The organism is Kushneria sinocarnis, assembly GCF_003633775.1.
In the GTDB taxonomy this organism is placed as follows: Bacteria; Pseudomonadota; Gammaproteobacteria; order Pseudomonadales; family Halomonadaceae; genus Kushneria; species Kushneria sinocarnis.
Map to the genome: position 1 here is coordinate 470,585 of NZ_RBIN01000001.1, position 17,950 is coordinate 488,534.

16 protein-coding genes and 1 tRNA gene are annotated in these 17,950 nt (G+C 63.5%); 8 read left to right on the forward strand and 9 right to left on the reverse strand.

Translation table 11 applies throughout. The annotated features are described in order from the left end of the window. Nucleotides 1-36: 36 nt before the first annotated feature. The 4 genes from C7446_RS02140 to rmuC all read left to right on the forward strand — a co-directional run bounded on the left by C7446_RS02140 (nt 37) and on the right by rmuC (nt 4,280). On the forward strand, nt 37-1,020 hold the full coding sequence (locus C7446_RS02140) for a C4-dicarboxylate TRAP transporter substrate-binding protein (RefSeq protein WP_121170813.1): 984 nt from the start codon (nt 37-39) through the stop codon (nt 1,018-1,020). Between the two features lie 43 nt (nt 1,021-1,063). Beyond that, on the forward strand, nt 1,064-1,537 hold the full coding sequence (locus tag C7446_RS02145; RefSeq protein ID WP_121170815.1) for a TRAP transporter small permease: 474 nt from the start codon (nt 1,064-1,066) through the stop codon (nt 1,535-1,537). A 1-nt stretch (nt 1,538) separates the two neighbouring features. Next, nucleotides 1,539-2,825 (forward strand): TRAP transporter large permease, encoded by a 1,287-nt coding sequence (locus tag C7446_RS02150; protein WP_121170817.1) that lies wholly within the window; start codon nt 1,539-1,541, stop codon nt 2,823-2,825. 90 nt (nt 2,826-2,915) lie between these two features. After that, on the forward strand, nt 2,916-4,280 hold the full coding sequence (rmuC, locus tag C7446_RS02155; RefSeq protein ID WP_121170819.1) for a DNA recombination protein RmuC: 1,365 nt from the start codon (nt 2,916-2,918) through the stop codon (nt 4,278-4,280). 74 nt (nt 4,281-4,354) lie between these two features. Here rmuC and bglX read toward each other — a convergent pair whose 3' ends face one another. The 3 genes from bglX to egtB all read right to left on the reverse strand — a co-directional run bounded on the left by bglX (nt 4,355) and on the right by egtB (nt 9,157). Beyond that, entirely contained in the window at nt 4,355-6,589 is a 2,235-nt protein-coding gene (gene bglX, locus C7446_RS02160; RefSeq protein WP_121170821.1) for a beta-glucosidase BglX, read from the reverse strand. Between the two features lie 117 nt (nt 6,590-6,706). After that, nucleotides 6,707-7,693 (reverse strand): L-histidine N(alpha)-methyltransferase, encoded by a 987-nt coding sequence (egtD, locus tag C7446_RS02165; RefSeq protein WP_121170823.1) that lies wholly within the window; start codon nt 7,691-7,693, stop codon nt 6,707-6,709. A gap of 120 nt (nt 7,694-7,813) precedes the next feature. After that, nucleotides 7,814-9,157, reverse strand: a complete 1,344-nt coding sequence (gene egtB / locus C7446_RS02170; RefSeq protein ID WP_121170825.1) for an ergothioneine biosynthesis protein EgtB — start codon at nt 9,155-9,157, stop codon at nt 7,814-7,816. Between the two features lie 198 nt (nt 9,158-9,355). On the opposite strand from egtB, the gene C7446_RS02175 reads away from it, so the two are divergent. Both C7446_RS02175 and C7446_RS02180 read left to right on the forward strand, forming a co-directional pair. Then, the gene (locus C7446_RS02175; protein WP_121170827.1) at nt 9,356-10,543 is read left to right on the forward strand and encodes a CynX/NimT family MFS transporter; all 1,188 of its coding nucleotides are present in this window, start codon (nt 9,356-9,358) and stop codon (nt 10,541-10,543) included. Between the two features lie 104 nt (nt 10,544-10,647). Next, nucleotides 10,648-11,109, forward strand: a complete 462-nt coding sequence (locus tag C7446_RS02180; RefSeq protein ID WP_121170829.1) for a universal stress protein — start codon at nt 10,648-10,650, stop codon at nt 11,107-11,109. Nucleotides 11,110-11,135: 26 nt separating this feature from the next. Here the strand turns inward: C7446_RS02180 and hglS are convergent, their stop codons facing one another. From hglS to C7446_RS02195, 3 genes are all read right to left on the reverse strand, one after another. After that, nucleotides 11,136-12,494 (reverse strand): 2-oxoadipate dioxygenase/decarboxylase HglS, encoded by a 1,359-nt coding sequence (gene hglS / locus C7446_RS02185; RefSeq protein ID WP_121170831.1) that lies wholly within the window; start codon nt 12,492-12,494, stop codon nt 11,136-11,138. 87 nt (nt 12,495-12,581) lie between these two features. Continuing rightward, the gene (locus C7446_RS02190; protein ID WP_121170833.1) at nt 12,582-12,932 is read right to left on the reverse strand and encodes a DUF202 domain-containing protein; all 351 of its coding nucleotides are present in this window, start codon (nt 12,930-12,932) and stop codon (nt 12,582-12,584) included. Between the two features lie 6 nt (nt 12,933-12,938). Continuing rightward, entirely contained in the window at nt 12,939-13,331 is a 393-nt protein-coding gene (locus C7446_RS02195) for a YidH family protein (protein WP_121170834.1), read from the reverse strand. 197 nt (nt 13,332-13,528) lie between these two features. Between C7446_RS02195 and C7446_RS02200 the strand changes: the two genes are divergently transcribed. Beyond that, the gene (locus tag C7446_RS02200; protein ID WP_121170836.1) at nt 13,529-13,774 is read left to right on the forward strand and encodes a hypothetical protein; all 246 of its coding nucleotides are present in this window, start codon (nt 13,529-13,531) and stop codon (nt 13,772-13,774) included. Nucleotides 13,775-13,837: 63 nt separating this feature from the next. After that, nucleotides 13,838-13,913, forward strand: a tRNA-Thr gene (locus C7446_RS02205). Nucleotides 13,914-14,175: 262 nt separating this feature from the next. On the opposite strand, the gene C7446_RS16245 is transcribed toward C7446_RS02205, so the two are convergent. From C7446_RS16245 to C7446_RS02215, 3 genes are read right to left on the reverse strand one after another with little or no spacing between them, the layout of a single operon-like run. After that, a complete protein-coding gene (locus tag C7446_RS16245; protein WP_147408714.1) occupies nt 14,176-14,484 on the reverse strand; it encodes a hypothetical protein in 309 nt (102 codons plus the stop codon). 59 nt (nt 14,485-14,543) lie between these two features. Then, complete coding sequence (locus C7446_RS02210; protein ID WP_121170838.1) at nt 14,544-15,854, reverse strand: GIY-YIG nuclease family protein; 1,311 nt, start codon at nt 15,852-15,854, stop codon at nt 14,544-14,546. Then, nucleotides 15,851-17,947, reverse strand: coding sequence for a DEAD/DEAH box helicase (locus tag C7446_RS02215; RefSeq protein ID WP_121170840.1), 2,097 nt, complete (start codon nt 17,945-17,947; stop codon nt 15,851-15,853). Before C7446_RS02215 ends, C7446_RS02210 begins: the two co-directional genes overlap by 4 nt. Nucleotides 17,948-17,950 lie beyond the last annotated feature (3 nt).

Genomic DNA, 17,950 nt, shown 5'->3' on the forward strand with positions numbered 1-17,950 from the left:
GCCGAATCTTCGGCAAGGTCTCATCAAGGAGTTCTTATGCGCCGGAAACTCATGAGCTGGCTGGCGACCCTGACCGTGGCGTCGTTCGCACTGGCCGGCAACGTACAGGCGGCCACGGAAATCAAGGTGGCCTATGGCAACCAGCCCGGCGAGCCGATCGATCTCGCCGTCAAGCAGTGGGCGAAATGGGTGAAAGAGGAGAGTCAGGGCGAACTGGTGCTGCAGCCCTTCCCGGCCAGCCAGCTGGGCTCGGAGATGGAGGTGACCCAGCAGGCCCGCATGGGCTCGCAGGTGATTGCCATCAACTCCTACAGCAACTTCATTGATGCGGTACCGGACCTGAGCGTGATCGATGCGCCCTACATTTCCGATACCTTCGAGGACAAGCTCAAGCTGCTCGAATCCGACTGGTTCCGGCAGCAGCGGGAGAAGATGAACCAGGCCGGCTATCACATCGTGGTGCCGGATGTGATCTACGGCGAGCGCCAGCTGCTCTCGCGTGAAAAGGTGAGCAGGCCCGAGGACCTCAAGGGGGTCAAGATCCGGGTGCAGAACTCCCCGATGTATGTCGCCACGGTCCGGGCCATGGGGGCCGTGCCCACGCCGATGTCACTGGGGGATGTCTATCCCGCGCTGGCCCAGGGGATTGTCGACGGGGTCGAGAACCCGCCCTCGGTGCTTTACGGCGGCAAGTTTCACGAGCAGGTCAAGCAGCTCAACATGACCGGCCACATGCAGACCGTGACGCCGTTCGTGACCGGCGAGGCGTTCTGGCAGCAGCTCTCCGACGAGCAGCGCCGGATCCTGACCGAGACCGGCAAGCGCTTCTCCGACTACGCCTCGAAGCTGGTGCAGGAGCGCAACGACAAGGATATCGAGCGACTGAAGGAGGCCGGGGTCGAGGTCAACGAGGTCGATGTCGCGCCGTTTCGCGAGCGGGCCCGCGAGCAGATTCCGCAGGACTTCCCGCAGTGGTCGCCGGGGCTCTATGACAAGGTGCTGAAGATCATCAACGGTTGAGCGCGCGCCGGGGCAGCGCTGGCTGCCCCGGCAGGAGCATGTCATGAAGAGTGTACTGAAGTGGCTCGATCGCCTCATGTCGCTGGATGAGGTGCTGGGCAGTCTGGCGCTGTTCGCCCTGTTCCTGATCGCCCTTGCCAACGTCATCATGCGCTACTTCTTCGATGCGCCGATCGCCTGGGCGGAAGAGATCCTGCAGCTGCTGCTGGTATGGGCGAGCTTTCTGGGCGCCAGTGCGCTGGTGCGGCGCAACGACCATGTGCTGATCGAACTGTTCGGCGAACGGCTGCCGCCGGCGCTGAACCGCTGGCGCGAGCGGCTGTTCAATACCGGGCTGGTGCTGGCCAGTGCCGTGATCATGGTGATCTGGGGACTCGAGCTGCTGCCCTTTTCGGCCTATCGCAGCACCCCGATGCTGCAGATTTCATACTACTGGATCTACCTGGCCGTGCCGCTGAGTGCCGCGATGATGATCTATCACAGCCTGCGACGGCTGATGACCGTACGAGAGGTGTAACATGGCGGTTACCCTGGCGCTCTGCCTGCTGCTGCTGATGTTCCTGCTGGGTACGCCGATCGCGTTTGCCCTGTTTCTCTCGACCTTTGCCTACTTCGTGATCGGTGCCGATCAGCCGATTGCCCTGCTGATCCAGCGGCTCGCCGGTGGGCTGGAGTCGGTCTCGCTGCTGGCGATTCCGTTTTTCATCATGGCCGGCGTGTTCATGAACCATTCCGGCATCACCGTGCGCCTGCTCAATCTGGCCGAGCTCTGCACCCGACGCTTTCACGGTGGGCTGGCGCAATCCAACGTGCTGCTGAGTACCTTCATGGGCGGGCTTTCCGGCTCCAACATTGCCGATGCGGCGATGAACGCCAAGCTGCTGGTGCCGCAGATGAACGAGCGGGGCTATCCGACCGCGTTCTCTTCGGTGGTAACGGCCTCCTCCTCGCTGATTACCGCGACCATTCCGCCGGGCATCGCGCTGATCGTCTACGGCTACGTCAATAATGTCTCCATCGGCCGGCTCTTTCTGGCCGGGGTGGTGCCGGGGCTGCTGATGGCCGCGGTGATGATGGGACTGGTCGCCTTCATGTGCCGGCGGCGGGGCTATCAGCCGCCGCGCCGCGATCGCGTGTCACGCAGCGAGTGGATCAGCGTGACCCGCGCCGGTCTGATCGCGCTGGCGCTGCCGGTGCTGGTGATCGGCGGTATCCGGATCGGCGTGTTCACGCCGACCGAGGCCGGTGCCATGGCGGTGGCCTACGCCCTGATCGTGGGCATATTCGTCTATCGGGAAATGCGCCCTGCCAATGTGGCGCTGGCGACCCGCGAGTCGCTGCTCTCTTCGGTGAACGTGCTGTTCATCATCTGCGTGGCCTCGGGATTCGCCCGCTTTCTGACCTGGGAGCAGATTCCCCAGACCATTACCCAGCTGCTCGCCAGCGGCATGGGCAGCGCCGTGGCCTTTCTGCTGCTGGCCAATGGGCTGCTGCTGGTGCTGGGCATGTTTCTGGAAGGCAACGCCGTTCTGATCGTGCTCTCGCCGCTGCTGGCGCCCGTGGCCGCGCAGTTCGGCATCGACCCGGTGCATTTCGGCATCATCTTCATCTTCAATGCCGCCATCGGCACCATCACGCCGCCGCTGGGCACGGTGATGTTCACCACCTGCAGCATTACCGGCACCCGGGTGCCGGAGTTCATCCGGGAGGTACTGCCCTTCTGGGTGCTGCTGATCGTCATGCTGCTGCTGGTGACCTTTGTCCCCGGCATTTCCCTGCTGCTGCCCGGGCTGGTGTTCGGCTGACCGGCGGGGCCCGGCGACGGCGCCGCGACTCTCTGGCATCCTTGCGGATCGAAGAGCGCGGCGCACCAGGGTGCTGCAACGGGAGCGGGCATGGAATCGGTATCGATCACGGCAGGGGTGGCGGGTCTGCTGGCAGGACTGGTCATCGGCGCGGTGGTGCTGTTGAGTCAGCGCCGCCGCCATGGCGAACGCGAAGCCGAGCTGGAGGAGCAGCTCGATGACGAGCGGCGTCAGCACGGGGAGAGCGAACGGCTGCTGGCTGAGCGGGAGGCGTTGCTCTCCCGTGAGCAGGCGCTGACCCAGGAACAGCGCCAGCAATTGGGCGAGCGCGACCGGCGGCTGGAGCGGCTCGCCGAGGAGCTGGCCGGCTGGCAGCGCCGCGCCGCGTCGCTGGAGACCGCCCGCGAACAGGAACAGAGCCATCACGCCGAACAGCTCAGGCTGCTGGAGTCGGCGCGCCATCAGCTCAAGGAGGAGTTCGAACAGCTCGCCGGGCGGATCTTCGAGGAGCGCAGTGCACGCTTCAGCCAGCAGAGCCGGGAGGGGCTCAATGCCCTGCTGACCCCGTTTCGCGAACAGGTCGAACAGTTCCGCTCACGGGTCGAGGCGCTGCACGGCGAACAGGAGCGCAGCCGCGCGCATCTCAACGCTCAGCTGGAGCAGCTGGCCGGTCTCAACCGGCAGATGAGCGAGGAGGCGGTCAACCTCACCCGCGCGCTCAAGGGCGACAACAAGGCCCAGGGCGGCTGGGGCGAGCTGATGCTGGAAACGGTGCTGGAGCGTGCCGGGCTGCGCAAGGGCGAAGAGTACGAGCGCGAGGTGGCCCGCCAGGGCGAGCAGGGCATCGGCCGGCCCGATGCGGTGATCCATCTGCCCGAACAGCGCCATCTGATCGTCGATGCCAAGGTCTCGCTGACGGCGTGGAGCGAGGTGATGGCCGCCGAAACCGATGAGGAGCGTCAGCGGGCGATGAAGGCGCACCTGCGCTCGGTGCGAAACCATGTCGATGGCCTGGCACGCCGCGACTACCCGAGCCTGACCGGCCTCAACGCCCCGGACATGGTGTTCCTGTTCCTGCCCATCGAGCCTGCCTTTGCCGCCATCTTCCGGCACGACGACACCCTTTTCCAGCAGGCCTTCGACCGTCACGTGGTGATCGTGACCCCCACCACGCTGCTTGCCAGCCTGCGCACCGTGGCGAGCCTGTGGCGACTCGAACGCCAGAACGACAACGCCCGCGGCATCGTCGAGCGTGCCGAAAAGCTGCTCGACAAGTTCCACGGCTTTGTCTCCAGCATGGAGGATATCGGTACTCACCTGCACCGCGCCGGCAACAGCCATCAGCAGGCGATGGATCGGCTGCGCGACGGCCAGGGCAGTCTGGTCGCCCAGGCGCATGAGTTGAATCGGCTGGGCGCACGGATGAAGAAGGAACTGCCGGCCAGCCGGGAATAGGATCCATGAAAAACCGCCGGCCCTGGGGCCGGCGGCTGTTCCAGTGCGTGGCGTCAGTGCCACCCGGCAGTGGGTTACTCTTCCAGCACGAACTCGGCGGTTTGTCCCGCCTCGGAACTGCCGCCAATCTGCACCTCGAAACGCCCCGGCTGGACCTGCATGGCCAGGTCGGCGTCAAGAAACGCCAGCTGGTCGCGGGTCAGCCAGAAGGTGAGGGTGCGAGATTCGCCGGGTTCCAGGGTGACGCGCTGGAAGTCCTTCAGTTCGCGCACCGGACGCACCACCGAGGCGGTCAGATCGCGCAGATAGAGCTGCGCCACTTCGGTGCCGCGCCGCTCGCCGCGATTGCTCAGGGTAACGCGGATCGCCAGCGCCTGATCGCCGCTGATGCTCTGCCGGTCGAGATCGAGCCGGGAGTACTCGAAGGTGGTATAGGAGAGCCCGAAGCCGAACGGGTAGAGCGGCGTGTTGGGGATATCCAGATACTGCGAGGCGTACTTGGGATCGACCCCCTGCGGCCGGCCGGTATTGAAGTGGTTGTAGTAGAGCGGTACCTGGCCGACGCTGCGCGGAAAGGTCATCGTCAGCTTGCCGCCGGGATTGTGGTCGCCGAACAGCACATCGGCCACGGCATTGCCGGCCTCGCTGCCCGGCCACCAGGCCTCGAGCATCGCCGGGGCGATGGCATCCAGATCGGTCAGATCGAGCGGCCGACCGTTGAACAGCACCGTGGCCACCGGTTTGTCTCCTGCCGCCTCGATCACCTGCCGCGCCAGCTCGAGCTGCATGCCGGGCAGGCGGATGTCGGCGCGGCTGGCGGCCTCGTCGGCGTACTCCTGGCGCTCGCCGAGCGCGAGGATGACCGCATCGGCCTGTTCGGCCAGCCGCACTGCCTCCTCGATGCCCGAGGTATCGGTACTGCCGATCTCGTTGGAGACGCCTTCGGCCTGCAGCAGCTCGACCCCGTCACCCAGCCGGTTGCGCAGTCCGCTCAGCAGCGAGACTGCCTGCTCGGCGTCGCCGTCGGCATGCCAGGAGCCGATGACCTCCTGAGTATTGCCCAGCGGACCGATCACGGCGAGGGTGCCGATATCGCCATCCAGGGGCAGCACCGCATCGTCGTTCTTCAGCAGTACCATCGACTCGCGGGCCAGCTCGCGGGCTGCCTGACGATGCTCATCGGTCAGGATGGCGGTGCGTTCGCGCTCACTGTCCGAGTAGCGGTACGGGTCCTCCAGCAGCCCGAGGGCAGCCTTGATCAGCAGGATGCGCCGAACCGCTTCGTCGATGCGCGCCTCGGCGACCTCGCCGGCCTCGACCAGGCCGCCCAGCTCATCGAGGTAGTAGCCATCCTGCATGTCCATGTCGATGCCGGCGTTGACGGCCTTCCTTGCCGCCTGGCGGGCGCTGTCGGCCACGCCGTGGCGTTCGAGCTCCATGATGGCGGTGTAGTCGGTGACCGCGAAGCCGCGAAACTGCCACTCGTCGCGCAGGATGCGTTCGAACAGCAGCGGATCGGCCGAGGCCGGCAGGCCGTTAAGCGAGTTGAAGGCCGTCATCACCGTGGCGCAGCCGGCATCCAGCGCGGCCTTGAACGGCGGCAGATAGACCGAACGCAGCCGCCACTGCGACATGTCGACGGTGTTGTATTCGCGCCCGGCCTCGACCGCCCCGTAGCCGGCGAAGTGCTTGGCGCAGGCGGCCAGGGTATCGGTGGCCTCCGGATCATGCCCCTGCAGGCCGCGGACCTGGGCGATGGCGATCTGCGAGGTCAGCCAGGGGTCCTCGCCGGCGCCCTCCATCACCCGGCCCCAGCGCGGGTCGCGGGAGATGTCCAGCATCGGCGTGAAGCTCCAGTGCACACCGGCGGCAGCGCCTTCGGTAGCGGCGATGCGCGCCGCCCGCTCGATGCCTTCGAGGTTCCAGCTCGCCGCCTGGCCCAGCGGGATCGGGAAGATGGTGCGAAAGCCGTGAATGATGTCGTAGCCGAAGATCAGCGGGATGCCGAGCCGGCTGTTGTCGACGGCCAGCTCTTGCAGCTCGCGGGTGAAGTCGGCATCGAAGGCGTTGAAGACCGAGCCGACCCGGCCGGCGCGAATGTCCTCTTCGATGTCGCTGCCGACCGAGGGCCCGGTGGTGTCCCGGTCGCTGGTGAACTGGGTCATCTGGCCGATCTTCTCCTCGAGGGTCATCTGTTCGAGCAGTGAGTCGACCTGTGCGGTCAGCTCACGATAGCGCGCCTCGGAGAGTTCGAAGGGCAGGGCGGTCGGTTGCGGATTGATGGCGGGAGTGGAGTACGGACGAGTCATGATGATGCTCCTTGCAGCCTATGCGGACAGGGTCGATGGTGCCCATCGACCCTGTCATCTCAGCGTCATCAGCCGTGCTGATCGAGTAGCGCCGGGTGTCGGTGGCGGCCGCGACGCTCAGGCCGCGCGGGTGAAGTAGTACACCCCGAACAGTCCCTCCGGGTCGTGCCAGCGCTCGACCGGCGCAAATCCTGCCTGCCCGGCCATCTCCTCGAAGCCGGCATCGCTGTACTTCCAGGAGTCCTCGGTGTGAATGCTCTCGCCCCGGCGCAGCTCGATCGGCGTCTCCCCCAGCATGAAGCGCTGATCGCGGCGGCTGACCAGATGCATCTCGATCCGGCAGGCATCGCGGTTGTAGAACGCCCGATGATCGAAGTCCGCCGGATCGACCTCGGCGCCCAGCTCATCGCGCAGCCGACGGATCAGGTTGCGGTTGAACTCGGCGGTGATGCCGGCGGCATCGTTGTAGGCCGCCTCGAGAATGGCGGGCGACTTGATCATGTCCACGCCGATCAGCAGGCCGCCGCCGACCGGCAGCAGCTCGCGCAGGTGGTCGAGCATCACGCTGGCCTCGTCGGGCGAGAAGTTGCCGATCGAGGAGCCGGGGAAGAAGGCGACCGGCCGCTCGCTGTCGGCAAGCTCCGCCGGCAGCGTCAGCGGGGTGGTGAAGTCGGCGCAGATGGCGTGCACGTCCAGCCACGGGTAGTCGACGGCCAGCCGTTCGGTGCTGTCGATGAGAAAGTCGCGGGAGATGTCGATGCCGGCATAGCGACTCGGACGCAGGGCATCCAGCAGCAGCCGGATCTTGCGCGAGGCGCCGCTGCCGAGCTCGATCAGGGTGGTCTCACGGCCGACCCGCTCGGTGATGTCGGGCAGCGCCGCTTCCAGGATCGCCTCCTCGGTGCGGGTGGGGTAGTACTCCGGCTGCTGGCAGATGCGATCAAACAGTTCGGAGCCGCGCTGATCGTAGAAGTGCTTGGGCGACAGGGTGCGGGGCGGCTCGCCCAGCCCCGCGCGGGCGTCCTCGAGCAGGCTGCTTGCAGCCGCGCGGGAGGTATCGAGCAGATCGTGAAAACGGATGCGGGAATCGGTGGCCCGGGCCATGACAACACTCCTTGTGGATGGCGGGTCCTGATGATGGCGAGCGAGCCTCGCCGCGGATGGTGCAGTACACCGGCAGGCGGGCCGATACCCAGGGCATCGGCCCGCATGGCGTGTCGGTGGTCAGGCGTCGCGGGCGAGCCGGAAGCCGGAGAATGCCCAGCGTGCCTGGGGCGGGAAGAAGTTGCGGTAGGTGGCGCGGATGTGATCACCGGGGGTGGCGCAGCAGCCGCCCCGCAGGACCATCTGGCCGGACATGAACTTGCCGTTGTACTCGCCGAGCGAGCCCTCCAGCGGCTTGAAGCCGGGATAGGGGCGGAAGGCGCTGCCGGTCCACTCCCAGACATCTCCGAACATCTGGTGCGGGCCGTCTCCGGCATGCGCGCCGGCCACCGGCTGCAGCCAGTCATTCTCGACGAAGTTGCCGGTCACCGGCAGTTCGGCGGCCGCGACCTCCCATTCGGCTTCGGTGGGCAGGCGGGCACCGGCCCAGCGGGCGAAGGCGTCGGCCTCGTAGAAGCTGACGTGACAGACCGGTGCATCCGGATCGACCGGCACCAGCCCGCCCATGGTCATCTGATGCCAGCGGCCATCGACCAGCTGCCAGTACTCCGGTGCCTGCCAGCCGGTCTCGTGGATGTGGTGCCAGCCATCGGAGAGCCACAGCTCGGTGCGCTGGTAGCCGCCATCCTCGATGAAGTCGATGAACTCGCCGTTGGTGACCGGCCGGTCGGCCAGCTCGAAGCCGGCCACGTACTGGCGATGACGCGGTGTCTCGCTGTCGAACACGAAGCCGTTGGCGTCATGCTGTGGCCCATCGGAAACCGAGTAATCCTTGCCGATCAGCCGTACACCATCGGTGTAGTGATGCCACTGGCGCGCGGTCTGCGGCTGGGGCGCTTCGGCGGTCTCCAGCAGGCGCTGGCGGACATCGTCGCGGTAGATCGGATGGAGCGGGTTGCATGACAGGATGTGCTTGATGTCCATCACCAGCAGCTCCTGGTGCTGCTGTTCGTGATGCAGGCCGATCTCGACGCGCGAGAGGATCTCGCCGAGCCGGTCGAGCGGCGGATCGTTGAGCAGCCGCGCCATCTCGGCGTCGATGTGGGCGCGGAACTGGTACATCTCGGCGACCGTGGGGCGCGAGATGGTGCCGCGCAGCGGCTTCGGGAAGGGCTCGCCGTGGGTTTCGTAGTAGGAGTTGAAGAGGAAGTCGTAGGCGGTATTGAGGGTCTGGTAGTCCGCCAGATACGGCTTGAGCAGGAAGGCCTCGAAGAACCAGCTGACGTGTGCCAGATGCCACTTGGGTGGGCTGACATCCGGCATGCTCTGCACCATGTAGTCCTCGGTATGCAGCGGCGCGCAGAGCGTTTCACTGGCCTGGCGGACCCGCTGGAAACAGCGCAGCCACTCCTTGGCGTGGGTGGCATCCAGATTCTCGACGGGATAGCGGGAGACTTCACTCATGTCGATTCCTTGCACCGCGCCGGTGCGATCAATGAATGGGGTGGGCGCAAACCGCGCCATTGAGTTCAGCGTAGCAACGCCACCCACGGATACCAGCCGGCTTTGTGAGGCCGGGTAACCCGGCGCGGGAGTTGTTAGCATGAGCGAGCCCGGTACCGGTTCCGGGGTGTTCACCAGCCAACGGGAAGTCCGTCTTTCATGTCCGATGCCCACCGCCCGCCAGTGCCCGCGCTCCTGTGGCTGCTGGCCTTTGCCCTGGCCGCCTTCAACCTGCGTGCGCCGATCGTGGTGGTCGGCCCGGTGCTCGATCCGATCATGCATACCCTGCACATCGAGGCCGGGGCGGCCAGCCTGCTCACCACCGGCATGATTCTCTGCTTCGGCGTGTTCTCGCCGCTGGCGCCCGGCATTGCCGCCCGCATCGGGCTCGACCGGGCGATTGCCGCAGCGCTGGTGGCGATCACCCTGGGCGGCCTGATGCGCGGCATCGAGAGCTTTGCGGTGATGATCGCCGGCACCCTGTTCGCCGGGCTGGGCATTGCGCTGGGCAATGTCTACATGCCCAGCCTGGTCAAGCGTGACCGGCCGCAGCAGCTCGGTCGCACCATGGGGCTCTACACCGTGGTGATGGGGATCGGCGCCACCCTCGGGGCGGGTACGGCGGTGCCGCTGATGCAGCTGGCAGGCAGCTGGTCGGTGCCGATATGGCTGTGGGCCGGGGTGGGGGTGATTACCTCGCTGCTGTGGTGGGCGCTGGCGCTGCGGCATCCGCCGGCGCCGGGCGAGGGCAGCCGGAGCCGCATGCGTCTGTTGTTTGCCAGCCCGGTGGCGTGGACCCTGACGATCTTCATGGGCATGCAGTCACTCGGCTTTTATACCCTGCAGACCTGGGTGCCCTCGGTGGCGCTGGAGGCCGGGGTACCCCGGGCGAGCGCCGGCGCCATGCTTTCCGTGATCAACCTCACCACCATCCCCGCCAGCTATCTGATCGCCCGGCTGGCCTCGCGGCTGTCGCGGCACAGCCTGCTGGTGCTGGGCCTCTGCCTGCTGGTCGCTGTGGGGCTGGCGGGGCTGCAGGGGGCGCCCACCACGGCGCCGATGCTGTGGGCAGTGCTGCTGGGGGCCGGCCAGGGCGGCTGCTTCAGCTTTGCCCTGACCATGATCGTGATGCGCACCACCCATTCGCATCACGCCGCGATGCTCTCCGGCATGGCGCAGAGTCTGGGGTATCTGATGGCGGCCGGCGGGCCGCTGGTCTTTGGCGGGCTGCACTCGCTGACCGGCAGCTGGCAGCTCTCGCTGAGCTTCCTGCTGGTGCTGCTGGGAGTACAGACGGTTGCCGGCATGCTGATCGGCCGACCGCGCATGGTGGCGCTGACGGAGTAGCGACACCCGGTCGCACGGCCCGGGGGTGAGAAGGCGTGAAGCGCGGGGCGTTTCCCGGTATAAAAAGACCGGGAACCCTGTTCGTCATGCCGGGAGGACGTCTCATGTTCCGATCACTGCTGGTGCCCATCGATGGTTCGGGCTATGCCCGGCAGGCGCTGCGGGTCGCCTGTGAACTGGCCGCCTCCCACGAGGCGACCCTGTACCTGCTCAACGTGCGCGAGCTGCTGCCACACCTGCATGACGGCGGGATTCGCAGCGTCGAGCAGGCGCTGCGCGCCGCCTCCGCGCAAGCCGTCGAAGAGGCCGGTCAGGCACTTCTCGACCGGGCGCTGGCCGAGGTGCCGGACTTCCCCGGCGAGATTCGTACCCTGGTGCGCCGCGGCTCGCCGGCACATGTCATCATTCACGAGGCGAAGACGCTGGGAGTCGATGCCATTGTCATGGGCAGCCGCGGGCTCAGCGATCTGACCGGCATGGCGATCGGCAGTGTGTCGCATCGGGTCAGCCATACCGCGCACTGCATGGTGATCAGCGTGCACGCGGCGGAAGATGCCACGCCCTGAAATGACAGCGGCGCCGGCTGACCGGTTCAGCCCTGCAGGGCGCGCCGGCAGGTGGCCAGCGACTCCTGGCTGATCGCCTCGTAGAGCGCGAAGGGATCGTGCACCGTCACCCCCAGCGCCGCTTCAAAGGCCGCCTGATTATCGCCCTGCGCATACTTCCCGGTGCCGCTGTCGCCGAGGTTGGACTGGAAGATTCCGGCGGCGCTGACCGGCAGGAAATCCTCGTAGATGATCGGCGAGGCCTCGATCAGGCCGCGCTCGATCAGCGCTTCGGCCTCTTCGGGCAGCGTCCCGGTGCCGGCCTGCCGGCGACCCTGCTCGGTCAGGTGGTAGCGGAAGTAGCCCAGCCCCTCGCGGCGCAGCACCGTCTCGTCATCGGGGAATTCACGGAACGCTTCGGCGAGCGCCTGTTGGTGGGCTTCGCCGGAGAGCCCGCCGGTGGTGGCTTTTGACGCGCTCAACAACTGGTCATAGAGCTCGCGCCCGCGCGGGGTCAGCGCCATGCCGCGCTGCTCGATCTCGCCGAAGCGGGCGGTATGCGAGCCTTCTTCCTCGCCGGCGAACAGGATGCTCTCTTCCAGCGCCCGAAAGCTGGTCTGGCGCAGCAGGATGGGGCACTCGCGGCGCGGCGGGCCTTCGATGGTCGCCTTGGGCGTGATGCCGTGCTCGGGCATGGCGGCCTGGGTGGCGTCGATATCCAGCGTGCGCGGGGTGAGGTGATTGATGTGCGGGCCGCGGAAGCAGACCACGTCGGCGATCAGCCGGTGGACCTCGTGCAGCCGCTCGTAGGTAGGGCGATCGACCGTGGCATGGCTGTGCCAGCGGAAGGTCTCCAGCGCCTCCATTACGAACTCGTCGGCCTGGCGGTCACTCAGCCCGCCCTGCCGGCGCCATTCGGCGAGCAGCTCGCGCAGGCGCGGAGTGAAGATGTCGCGGGCGGCCAGAATCCGGCGCGCCTGTTCGCGCAGCGGCTCATCGTCGATCAGCTCCAGCCGCAGCAGCGAGGTAAAGACCCGGAAGGGGTTGTGGGCGAGCGCCGCTTCGTCGACCGGCCGGAAGGCAGTGGCGTGCACCGGCACCCCGGCCTCGGCGAGATCGTAGTAGCCCACCGGAAACATCCCCATCACCGCGAATACCTCGCGCATGGTGGCCAGCTCCTCGGGCGTGCCCAGCCGGATGGCGCCATGCCGCTCGACATCCAGCCGCGCCAGCTCGCCCTCGTCCGGCACCTGCCCGGCCGGCCGTTCGGCCAGCACGCCGGCATTGATTTCACCCACCAGCTGCAACAGCGTGCCGTATTGCGGCACCTCCTGGCGGTACATGTTGGACATCGCCCGGGAGAAGCGGGTGCGGATGCGATCGGGAGAGACGAACTCGGCGCTCATGATGCGGCTCCTGAAAACGATGCCTCCATTTAACGCCCGTGCCGGGGCGCATTCAAATGCGGCAGCGGGGCCGCCGGCCGTGCGGGCTCAGCGCTCCGGCCACTGACTCAGCAGCTGATGCACGATATCGCCGCAGACGCCGAGTGCCGCGAGGCTGACCACCGCCGTCGTCAGGCGCATGGCCCAGGTCGAGAGCGGTGACACCGGCTGCCGGGTGGTGGTGATCACGTGCAGCCGCAGGCCCGCCCAGGCATACATCGCCCCGGTGCTCGCCAGCAGGGTGATGCCCAGCACGGTCAGCAGCGTGTCGTGGTGCTCGAACCCGGCCCGGGTGATCAGCGCCGAGTTGAGCAGCAGCAGAAAGGCGGTGCGCGACCAGGAGAGGCCGGTGCGCTCGGGCTGCAGGCCGGGGTCGCGGGTGGAGTGGGGCGTGCTCATGCCGGCTCAGGGAAAGATGATCAGCAGCGCCAGGGCCAGCGCCACGATCGCCACGAAGATCGCCACCACCAGCAGCAGCCGGGTATAGGGCAGGGCGCTGTCGCTGCGCATGGCCTGCTCGTTGCGCGACCAGCGCCGATAGGCCGCCAGCGCCAGGCTGGCCCCGCCGAGGGTCAGCAGCACGCCCAGCGCCTCGCGGGTGACCGGCGTGGCGAAATCCGGGGCAAACTGATAGATGCCCACCGCGCCCGCCATGAAAGCCAGTGCGGTCCGAATCCAGGCAAGGAAGGTCCGCTCGTTGGCCAGCGAGAAGCGATAATCGGGATGCCGGCCCTGCTCGAACCAGGCCGGGGTCCCCAGCGAGCGTGAGCGCGGTTTGTGTTCGGATGTCTCCTGCATGATCCGGTGAGTCCTCCTCAGCGTCGATGCCGTGATGCGCATTCTGCCACAGCCGGGCCGCGAGCGGCGCAGGCCTCATCAGCCCGGCCAAACCGGGGTGCGACCGTTTATCCGTCCACAGGGTACGGGCACTGGGCTATGCTGACCATCACGATGGGTTGGTCCGGCTTTCAGCAAGGGCAGGGGGCACAGGGCACATGTACAGGGTGACGCAGGCCGGCCTGATCGGCACGGGCGTACTGCTGGTGGGCTATCTCATCGGCGCACTGGTGCAGGACAACTTCCTGCTGGGCAGCTGGCCGCTACCGGTCAGGCTGCTGATTCTGGTCTTCGCCGGCAGTGCCTTTCTGCTCTGGAGCCTCATCGCCTACTGTTTTACCCGCAACGCCCCGGTACGCCGCCATCTCCACAGGCGCATGCGCGGCCGCAACCGGCGCAAGTAGCCGGTTTGAAAGCAAAAGGGGTGTTCAGTGCGCGACTGAACCGCTAGACTACGCAGCCGGTCAGCCGGTGTAGCTCAGTCGGCAGAGCAACGCATTCGTAATGCGTAGGTCGGAGGTTCGAATCCTCTCACCGGCACCATAAAGATCAGTATAAACCGCCACTTACGGGTAATGCCGGGTGGCGGTTTTTTTGTTGCCGCCTTTCTAGGTGACACTTGGAAGCAGGCAATTAGAAGAGCGCCAGAGCTGAGGCCGAAATGATGTAAGACGCTGACACCATTGGTTGGTTACGGGGCTGCGCTGAGACGGACATTCAGCCGGAAAGTAGTTTAGGAACCCCTTTGTCAGTGTGATACGTAGGTTTCTCATTATCGAATTTCTGGCAGAGTTTGTAAAAATGTTTACCGCTTCTTTCCGGTGCTATTAATTCCTCCGCCTGATATAGGCCAAACTGATTTAGGCCTTTTGTGTAAATCCTTTTTTAAACGCTTGTACATACCATCACTGACGTTCTTTTTGGTTCTTTCAGATGGGCTCGAAAGTTGAGCGTGTAATCTGAACAGTTTGCTTGTCACTTTTTTATCAAGTTTTCCGTTGAGAGCTGCCTTTTCTATAACGGCTCTGGCATTGATAGCCATGAGAAACCTGATCTCTTCACGGGTTATTTTTCCCGTATCTACATAATGCTGGACGATACTTTCCAGATTCATTTTCTATTTATATCCAAAATTTTACGAAAGCAGGGCGGAGCTGGATGATGATTAAATATTTATAGTGTCTTGTCAGTGCTCTTCCGCAAAAGTTTGCCTGTTGTATTATCTATTCGATAATCAACAATGCTTCCATCAATGATTCGCCGTATCACTTCACGAGCGGTATCCAGCTCCACATCAAACCATTCTCGCGGTTTGTAAGTGCTGCCATCCTGCGAGCGCAATGTCATATTCACTCGCTGCTGCCCTAACATGGCGTGTATTAAACGCTCAAACCTGTGCGGGTTAAAGTTATAGCATTCGAAGGTCGTGACGATTCTGACCGGCGCTTCAAGGAAGGTCCGGTCCTTGTCAGCATCAATGATGCGCGATTCAACGCTATGTTCGGTGTAGCCAATCTTGTAGAGATTGCGGATGGACTGGATTTTTGGGTTCTGGCTCAGGGATTGAAGAATGTATACCGCGCCAACACGATTATCGTGATGCGTGATGCCCTGTAACTCGTTGAAGGTGTTGTCGCGCTGGAGAATCCGTCGTCCCGATTCATCCTTGTAAAGTGCTCGGGCCAAAGAGCGCAGCAACAGGTTGGATTCCGTGCCGTTGCTGAACACAACTCTCAGGCGCGGATTGAATTTTTTCCCCGCGCCAACGCTTTCTTTACCAGCCTGATCAGCAATACAGAGCATGCCATTAAGAATGAACATGTCTCCTTCGCTGATCTGCGATTCTTTCTGAAAAGACTTGGTCTCAAGCTCGCCAGCATTGAGTTGTTGATGCACCTTTTCGAACAACGTCTCGAAGCGATAGAAGTCGTCACAGTGTTTGCGCTGGGCAATATCCTCAGGCATATCCCGTTTTTCATAGCGAGGAACATGGCGAAGGTTGAAAAGACTCTCGTCTCCTGTGTCGAGCAGGCCCAGCGTATCGCTCGCAAGAATATCGTCCAGTGACATGACACTATTTTGAGAGGTCAACCGATGTGCGGCTTGAGGCTCTGGCTCGGTGGGCACTACATCGGTTGGCTGTGCCGGCATTGAAAAAGTATCAACGTCTTTCTGTCCCTGAGCAGGATGCAGAAGCCCGAACGCATCCCTATCCTCAAGTATGGCGACCTGGTCAGGATTGGCTCGAATGGCTGCCAGGCGTGTTCCGAGTTTGGCTTCTTCAAAGTCGTTGGCATCTCGATCAGGTTCATGGCCATGCCTTGCCATGAACTGCTCGATTTCCTGAAAGCAGGCCATGAGCCTTTGATCGCCACTGGGTATGGCCTGTCTGATTTTGACTTCCAATAAACCCAACGGGTCCGGTTCAGCAAAAATGTCACTGAGCGTCTTGCGCGATCCCCTGCCGGGGTTTGAGCGAATCATGACGCCATACTCCGGCCACGCTCCGCTTTCTTGTGCTTGATATACGCCAGTGCCTCGGCGTAGCGCACTTCAATATGGTTATCACTGTGAAGGTTGGGCTCTCGCCCATGTTGCTGTACGAACTCATTGATTCCTGGCCAGAGAATGACGGCTTCTTCTTCACTCATCTGCACCCGGGAGCCGATCACCGTATCCTGAATGGTTTTCAGCACTGACGAAGTCACTGATTTGGACAGGATTTCATAAGCCCCCTGGAACGGGTTGATACGATCGATCAGATCGACATTGAGATGTTCAATGTTGATGAACTTGTCGCCCATTCTGACAAACTGGCGATTGCCGCTAGAGCTTCCGGTGCCCGGGGTTTCATCGTAGGCAGCACCATTTAAAGGGACGCCTTCCTGAGCGGTATCGTTTGTGGTCCCCGGATTATGATCAACGTTATATACACCCGTCGGTTCCTGAATGAGGGCATCTTTAGGCAGGTCTTCTTCATCGAACAGGCCACCGCCTGATCGGATCAGCATGGAGGTCAGCACCCCCTCGCGAAGCATTTCTCGCTCGTTGTCATCCAGCTCCGGGTAAAGCCGTTCAATGACCTTGGGCAGTTCTACCTGGTTAATCACTTCCGGCTCCGTCGTTTCAACGACGGCTGCAGTAGTGACGGAAGGCGCCTGGACCAGCGCCGCGACAATGTCGTCCTTGCCGCCATTGTTGAGGATATCCAGCAGCCTTGCCGACACTGGGGCTGCAGTGTCCTCGATAACGACCGTACCGGGTTCGAGCGGCTCGCCTTGCTGCATGCGAGAGCGTGGCTTGAAGGTCACGCTGGGAGCCAGCACCTGCTCCATCAACAGCGAGACCGTGATTGCCTTGAGCATATTGTTGACGCTGATACGCACGTCGTCATCTTCGGCGTCAGGCTGAGCGATCAGGTTGGTAAACTGGGCATGTACCTTGCCCGGATTATCCCGCGTGGCACGTCCGATAATCTGAATGATCTCGGTCATCGAGTTGCGATAGCCGATGGTCAATACATGTTCGCACCAGGGCCAGTCGAACCCCTCCTTGGCCATGCCCAGCGCAATGATGATATCCATATCATCGGCAGATTTAATCTGACGTAGATACTCCACCACCTTCGGGCGCTGCAGAGAGTTGTCTTCTACCAGATTGGCGACCTTGAGCAATCGACCGCTGGCGTGGCGTACGGAAAAAATGCCGGTGGTCGCATCCTGCTGTTCCACGTTCCCCAGAATATCGAGAATGCGATCGACTTCGCCGTATTTGTCCTTGGTGGACTCACCGGAGTTCACGTTGGGGATATGAACGATGGTTTTTTGATCAGGGTTCAATACTTCACTGACCGCATCGATATAGCGGTTTTTATAGAAGTGATAGCCGATGCCCAGTGATTTCAGATAGCGATAGCCGTTGAGCTGCTCGTAATAGGTGTACGTCACCTTGTCGAAGCGCTCTTCATCCTCCGGGAGCAGGATGGGGGCAGCATCCCCGCGGAAATAGGAGCCCGTCATCGCCACGATGTGCGCGCTGGAGGCATTCATCAAGGTGTCGATCAACGCGCCGAGGCGGTTGCTCTCATCGGCCGACACATGATGAAACTCATCAATTGCCACCAGGGTGTGGTCAAATTCCTCGGGCGCAAGCCGATCGAAGGCAAAGCGCAGGGTGGCGTGGGTGCACACCAGAATGTGCTCCTCCGATTGGCGCATGAACCGACAGAACACCTCGACCTTGCCCTTGTCACTGCCCGCGCGACACAGGTTATTCTGATCGGCAATCTCCCAGTCGGCAAAGAAGCCCTGTCTGGTGAGATCGGTCTTACCAAACGAGCCACCGATGCTCATCTCAGGCACGGCCACGATGACCTTGTGCAGCCCCTGTCGATGCAGTTTATCCAGTCCCAGGAACATCAGGGCGCGCGATTTTCCCGATGCTGGTGGCGCCTTCAAAAGCAGATACTGGCTGTTGCGCTTTTCAAAGGCGCGGGCCTGCATCTCGCGCATGCCCATGTCATTACTGGTGGTGCTCCCGCCAGTCCGTGCGTATTCAACTCTGATCAGATCGGCCATGAA

What these genes read in the sequence shown, in the direction of transcription:
- C7446_RS02210 (WP_121170838.1), bottom strand. Translation starts at nt 15,854, where the DNA reads ATGATTCGCTCAAACCCCGGCAGGGGATCGCGCAAGACGCTCAGTGAC.
- C7446_RS02145 (WP_121170815.1), top strand. Translation starts at nt 1,064, where the DNA reads ATGAAGAGTGTACTGAAGTGGCTCGATCGCCTCATGTCGCTGGATGAG.
- C7446_RS02190 (WP_121170833.1), bottom strand. Translation starts at nt 12,932, where the DNA reads ATGAGCACGCCCCACTCCACCCGCGACCCCGGCCTGCAGCCCGAGCGC.
- C7446_RS02180 (WP_121170829.1), top strand. Translation starts at nt 10,648, where the DNA reads ATGTTCCGATCACTGCTGGTGCCCATCGATGGTTCGGGCTATGCCCGG.
- C7446_RS02200 (WP_121170836.1), top strand. Translation starts at nt 13,529, where the DNA reads ATGTACAGGGTGACGCAGGCCGGCCTGATCGGCACGGGCGTACTGCTG.
- C7446_RS02175 (WP_121170827.1), top strand. Translation starts at nt 9,356, where the DNA reads ATGTCCGATGCCCACCGCCCGCCAGTGCCCGCGCTCCTGTGGCTGCTG.
- C7446_RS02215 (WP_121170840.1), bottom strand. Translation starts at nt 17,947, where the DNA reads ATGGCCGATCTGATCAGAGTTGAATACGCACGGACTGGCGGGAGCACC.
- C7446_RS16245 (WP_147408714.1), bottom strand. Translation starts at nt 14,484, where the DNA reads ATGAATCTGGAAAGTATCGTCCAGCATTATGTAGATACGGGAAAAATA.
- egtD (WP_121170823.1), bottom strand. Translation starts at nt 7,693, where the DNA reads ATGGCCCGGGCCACCGATTCCCGCATCCGTTTTCACGATCTGCTCGAT.
- bglX (WP_121170821.1), bottom strand. Translation starts at nt 6,589, where the DNA reads ATGACTCGTCCGTACTCCACTCCCGCCATCAATCCGCAACCGACCGCC.
- C7446_RS02140 (WP_121170813.1), top strand. Translation starts at nt 37, where the DNA reads ATGCGCCGGAAACTCATGAGCTGGCTGGCGACCCTGACCGTGGCGTCG.
- C7446_RS02150 (WP_121170817.1), top strand. Translation starts at nt 1,539, where the DNA reads ATGGCGGTTACCCTGGCGCTCTGCCTGCTGCTGCTGATGTTCCTGCTG.
- C7446_RS02195 (WP_121170834.1), bottom strand. Translation starts at nt 13,331, where the DNA reads ATGCAGGAGACATCCGAACACAAACCGCGCTCACGCTCGCTGGGGACC.
- egtB (WP_121170825.1), bottom strand. Translation starts at nt 9,157, where the DNA reads ATGAGTGAAGTCTCCCGCTATCCCGTCGAGAATCTGGATGCCACCCAC.
- hglS (WP_121170831.1), bottom strand. Translation starts at nt 12,494, where the DNA reads ATGAGCGCCGAGTTCGTCTCTCCCGATCGCATCCGCACCCGCTTCTCC.
- rmuC (WP_121170819.1), top strand. Translation starts at nt 2,916, where the DNA reads ATGGAATCGGTATCGATCACGGCAGGGGTGGCGGGTCTGCTGGCAGGA.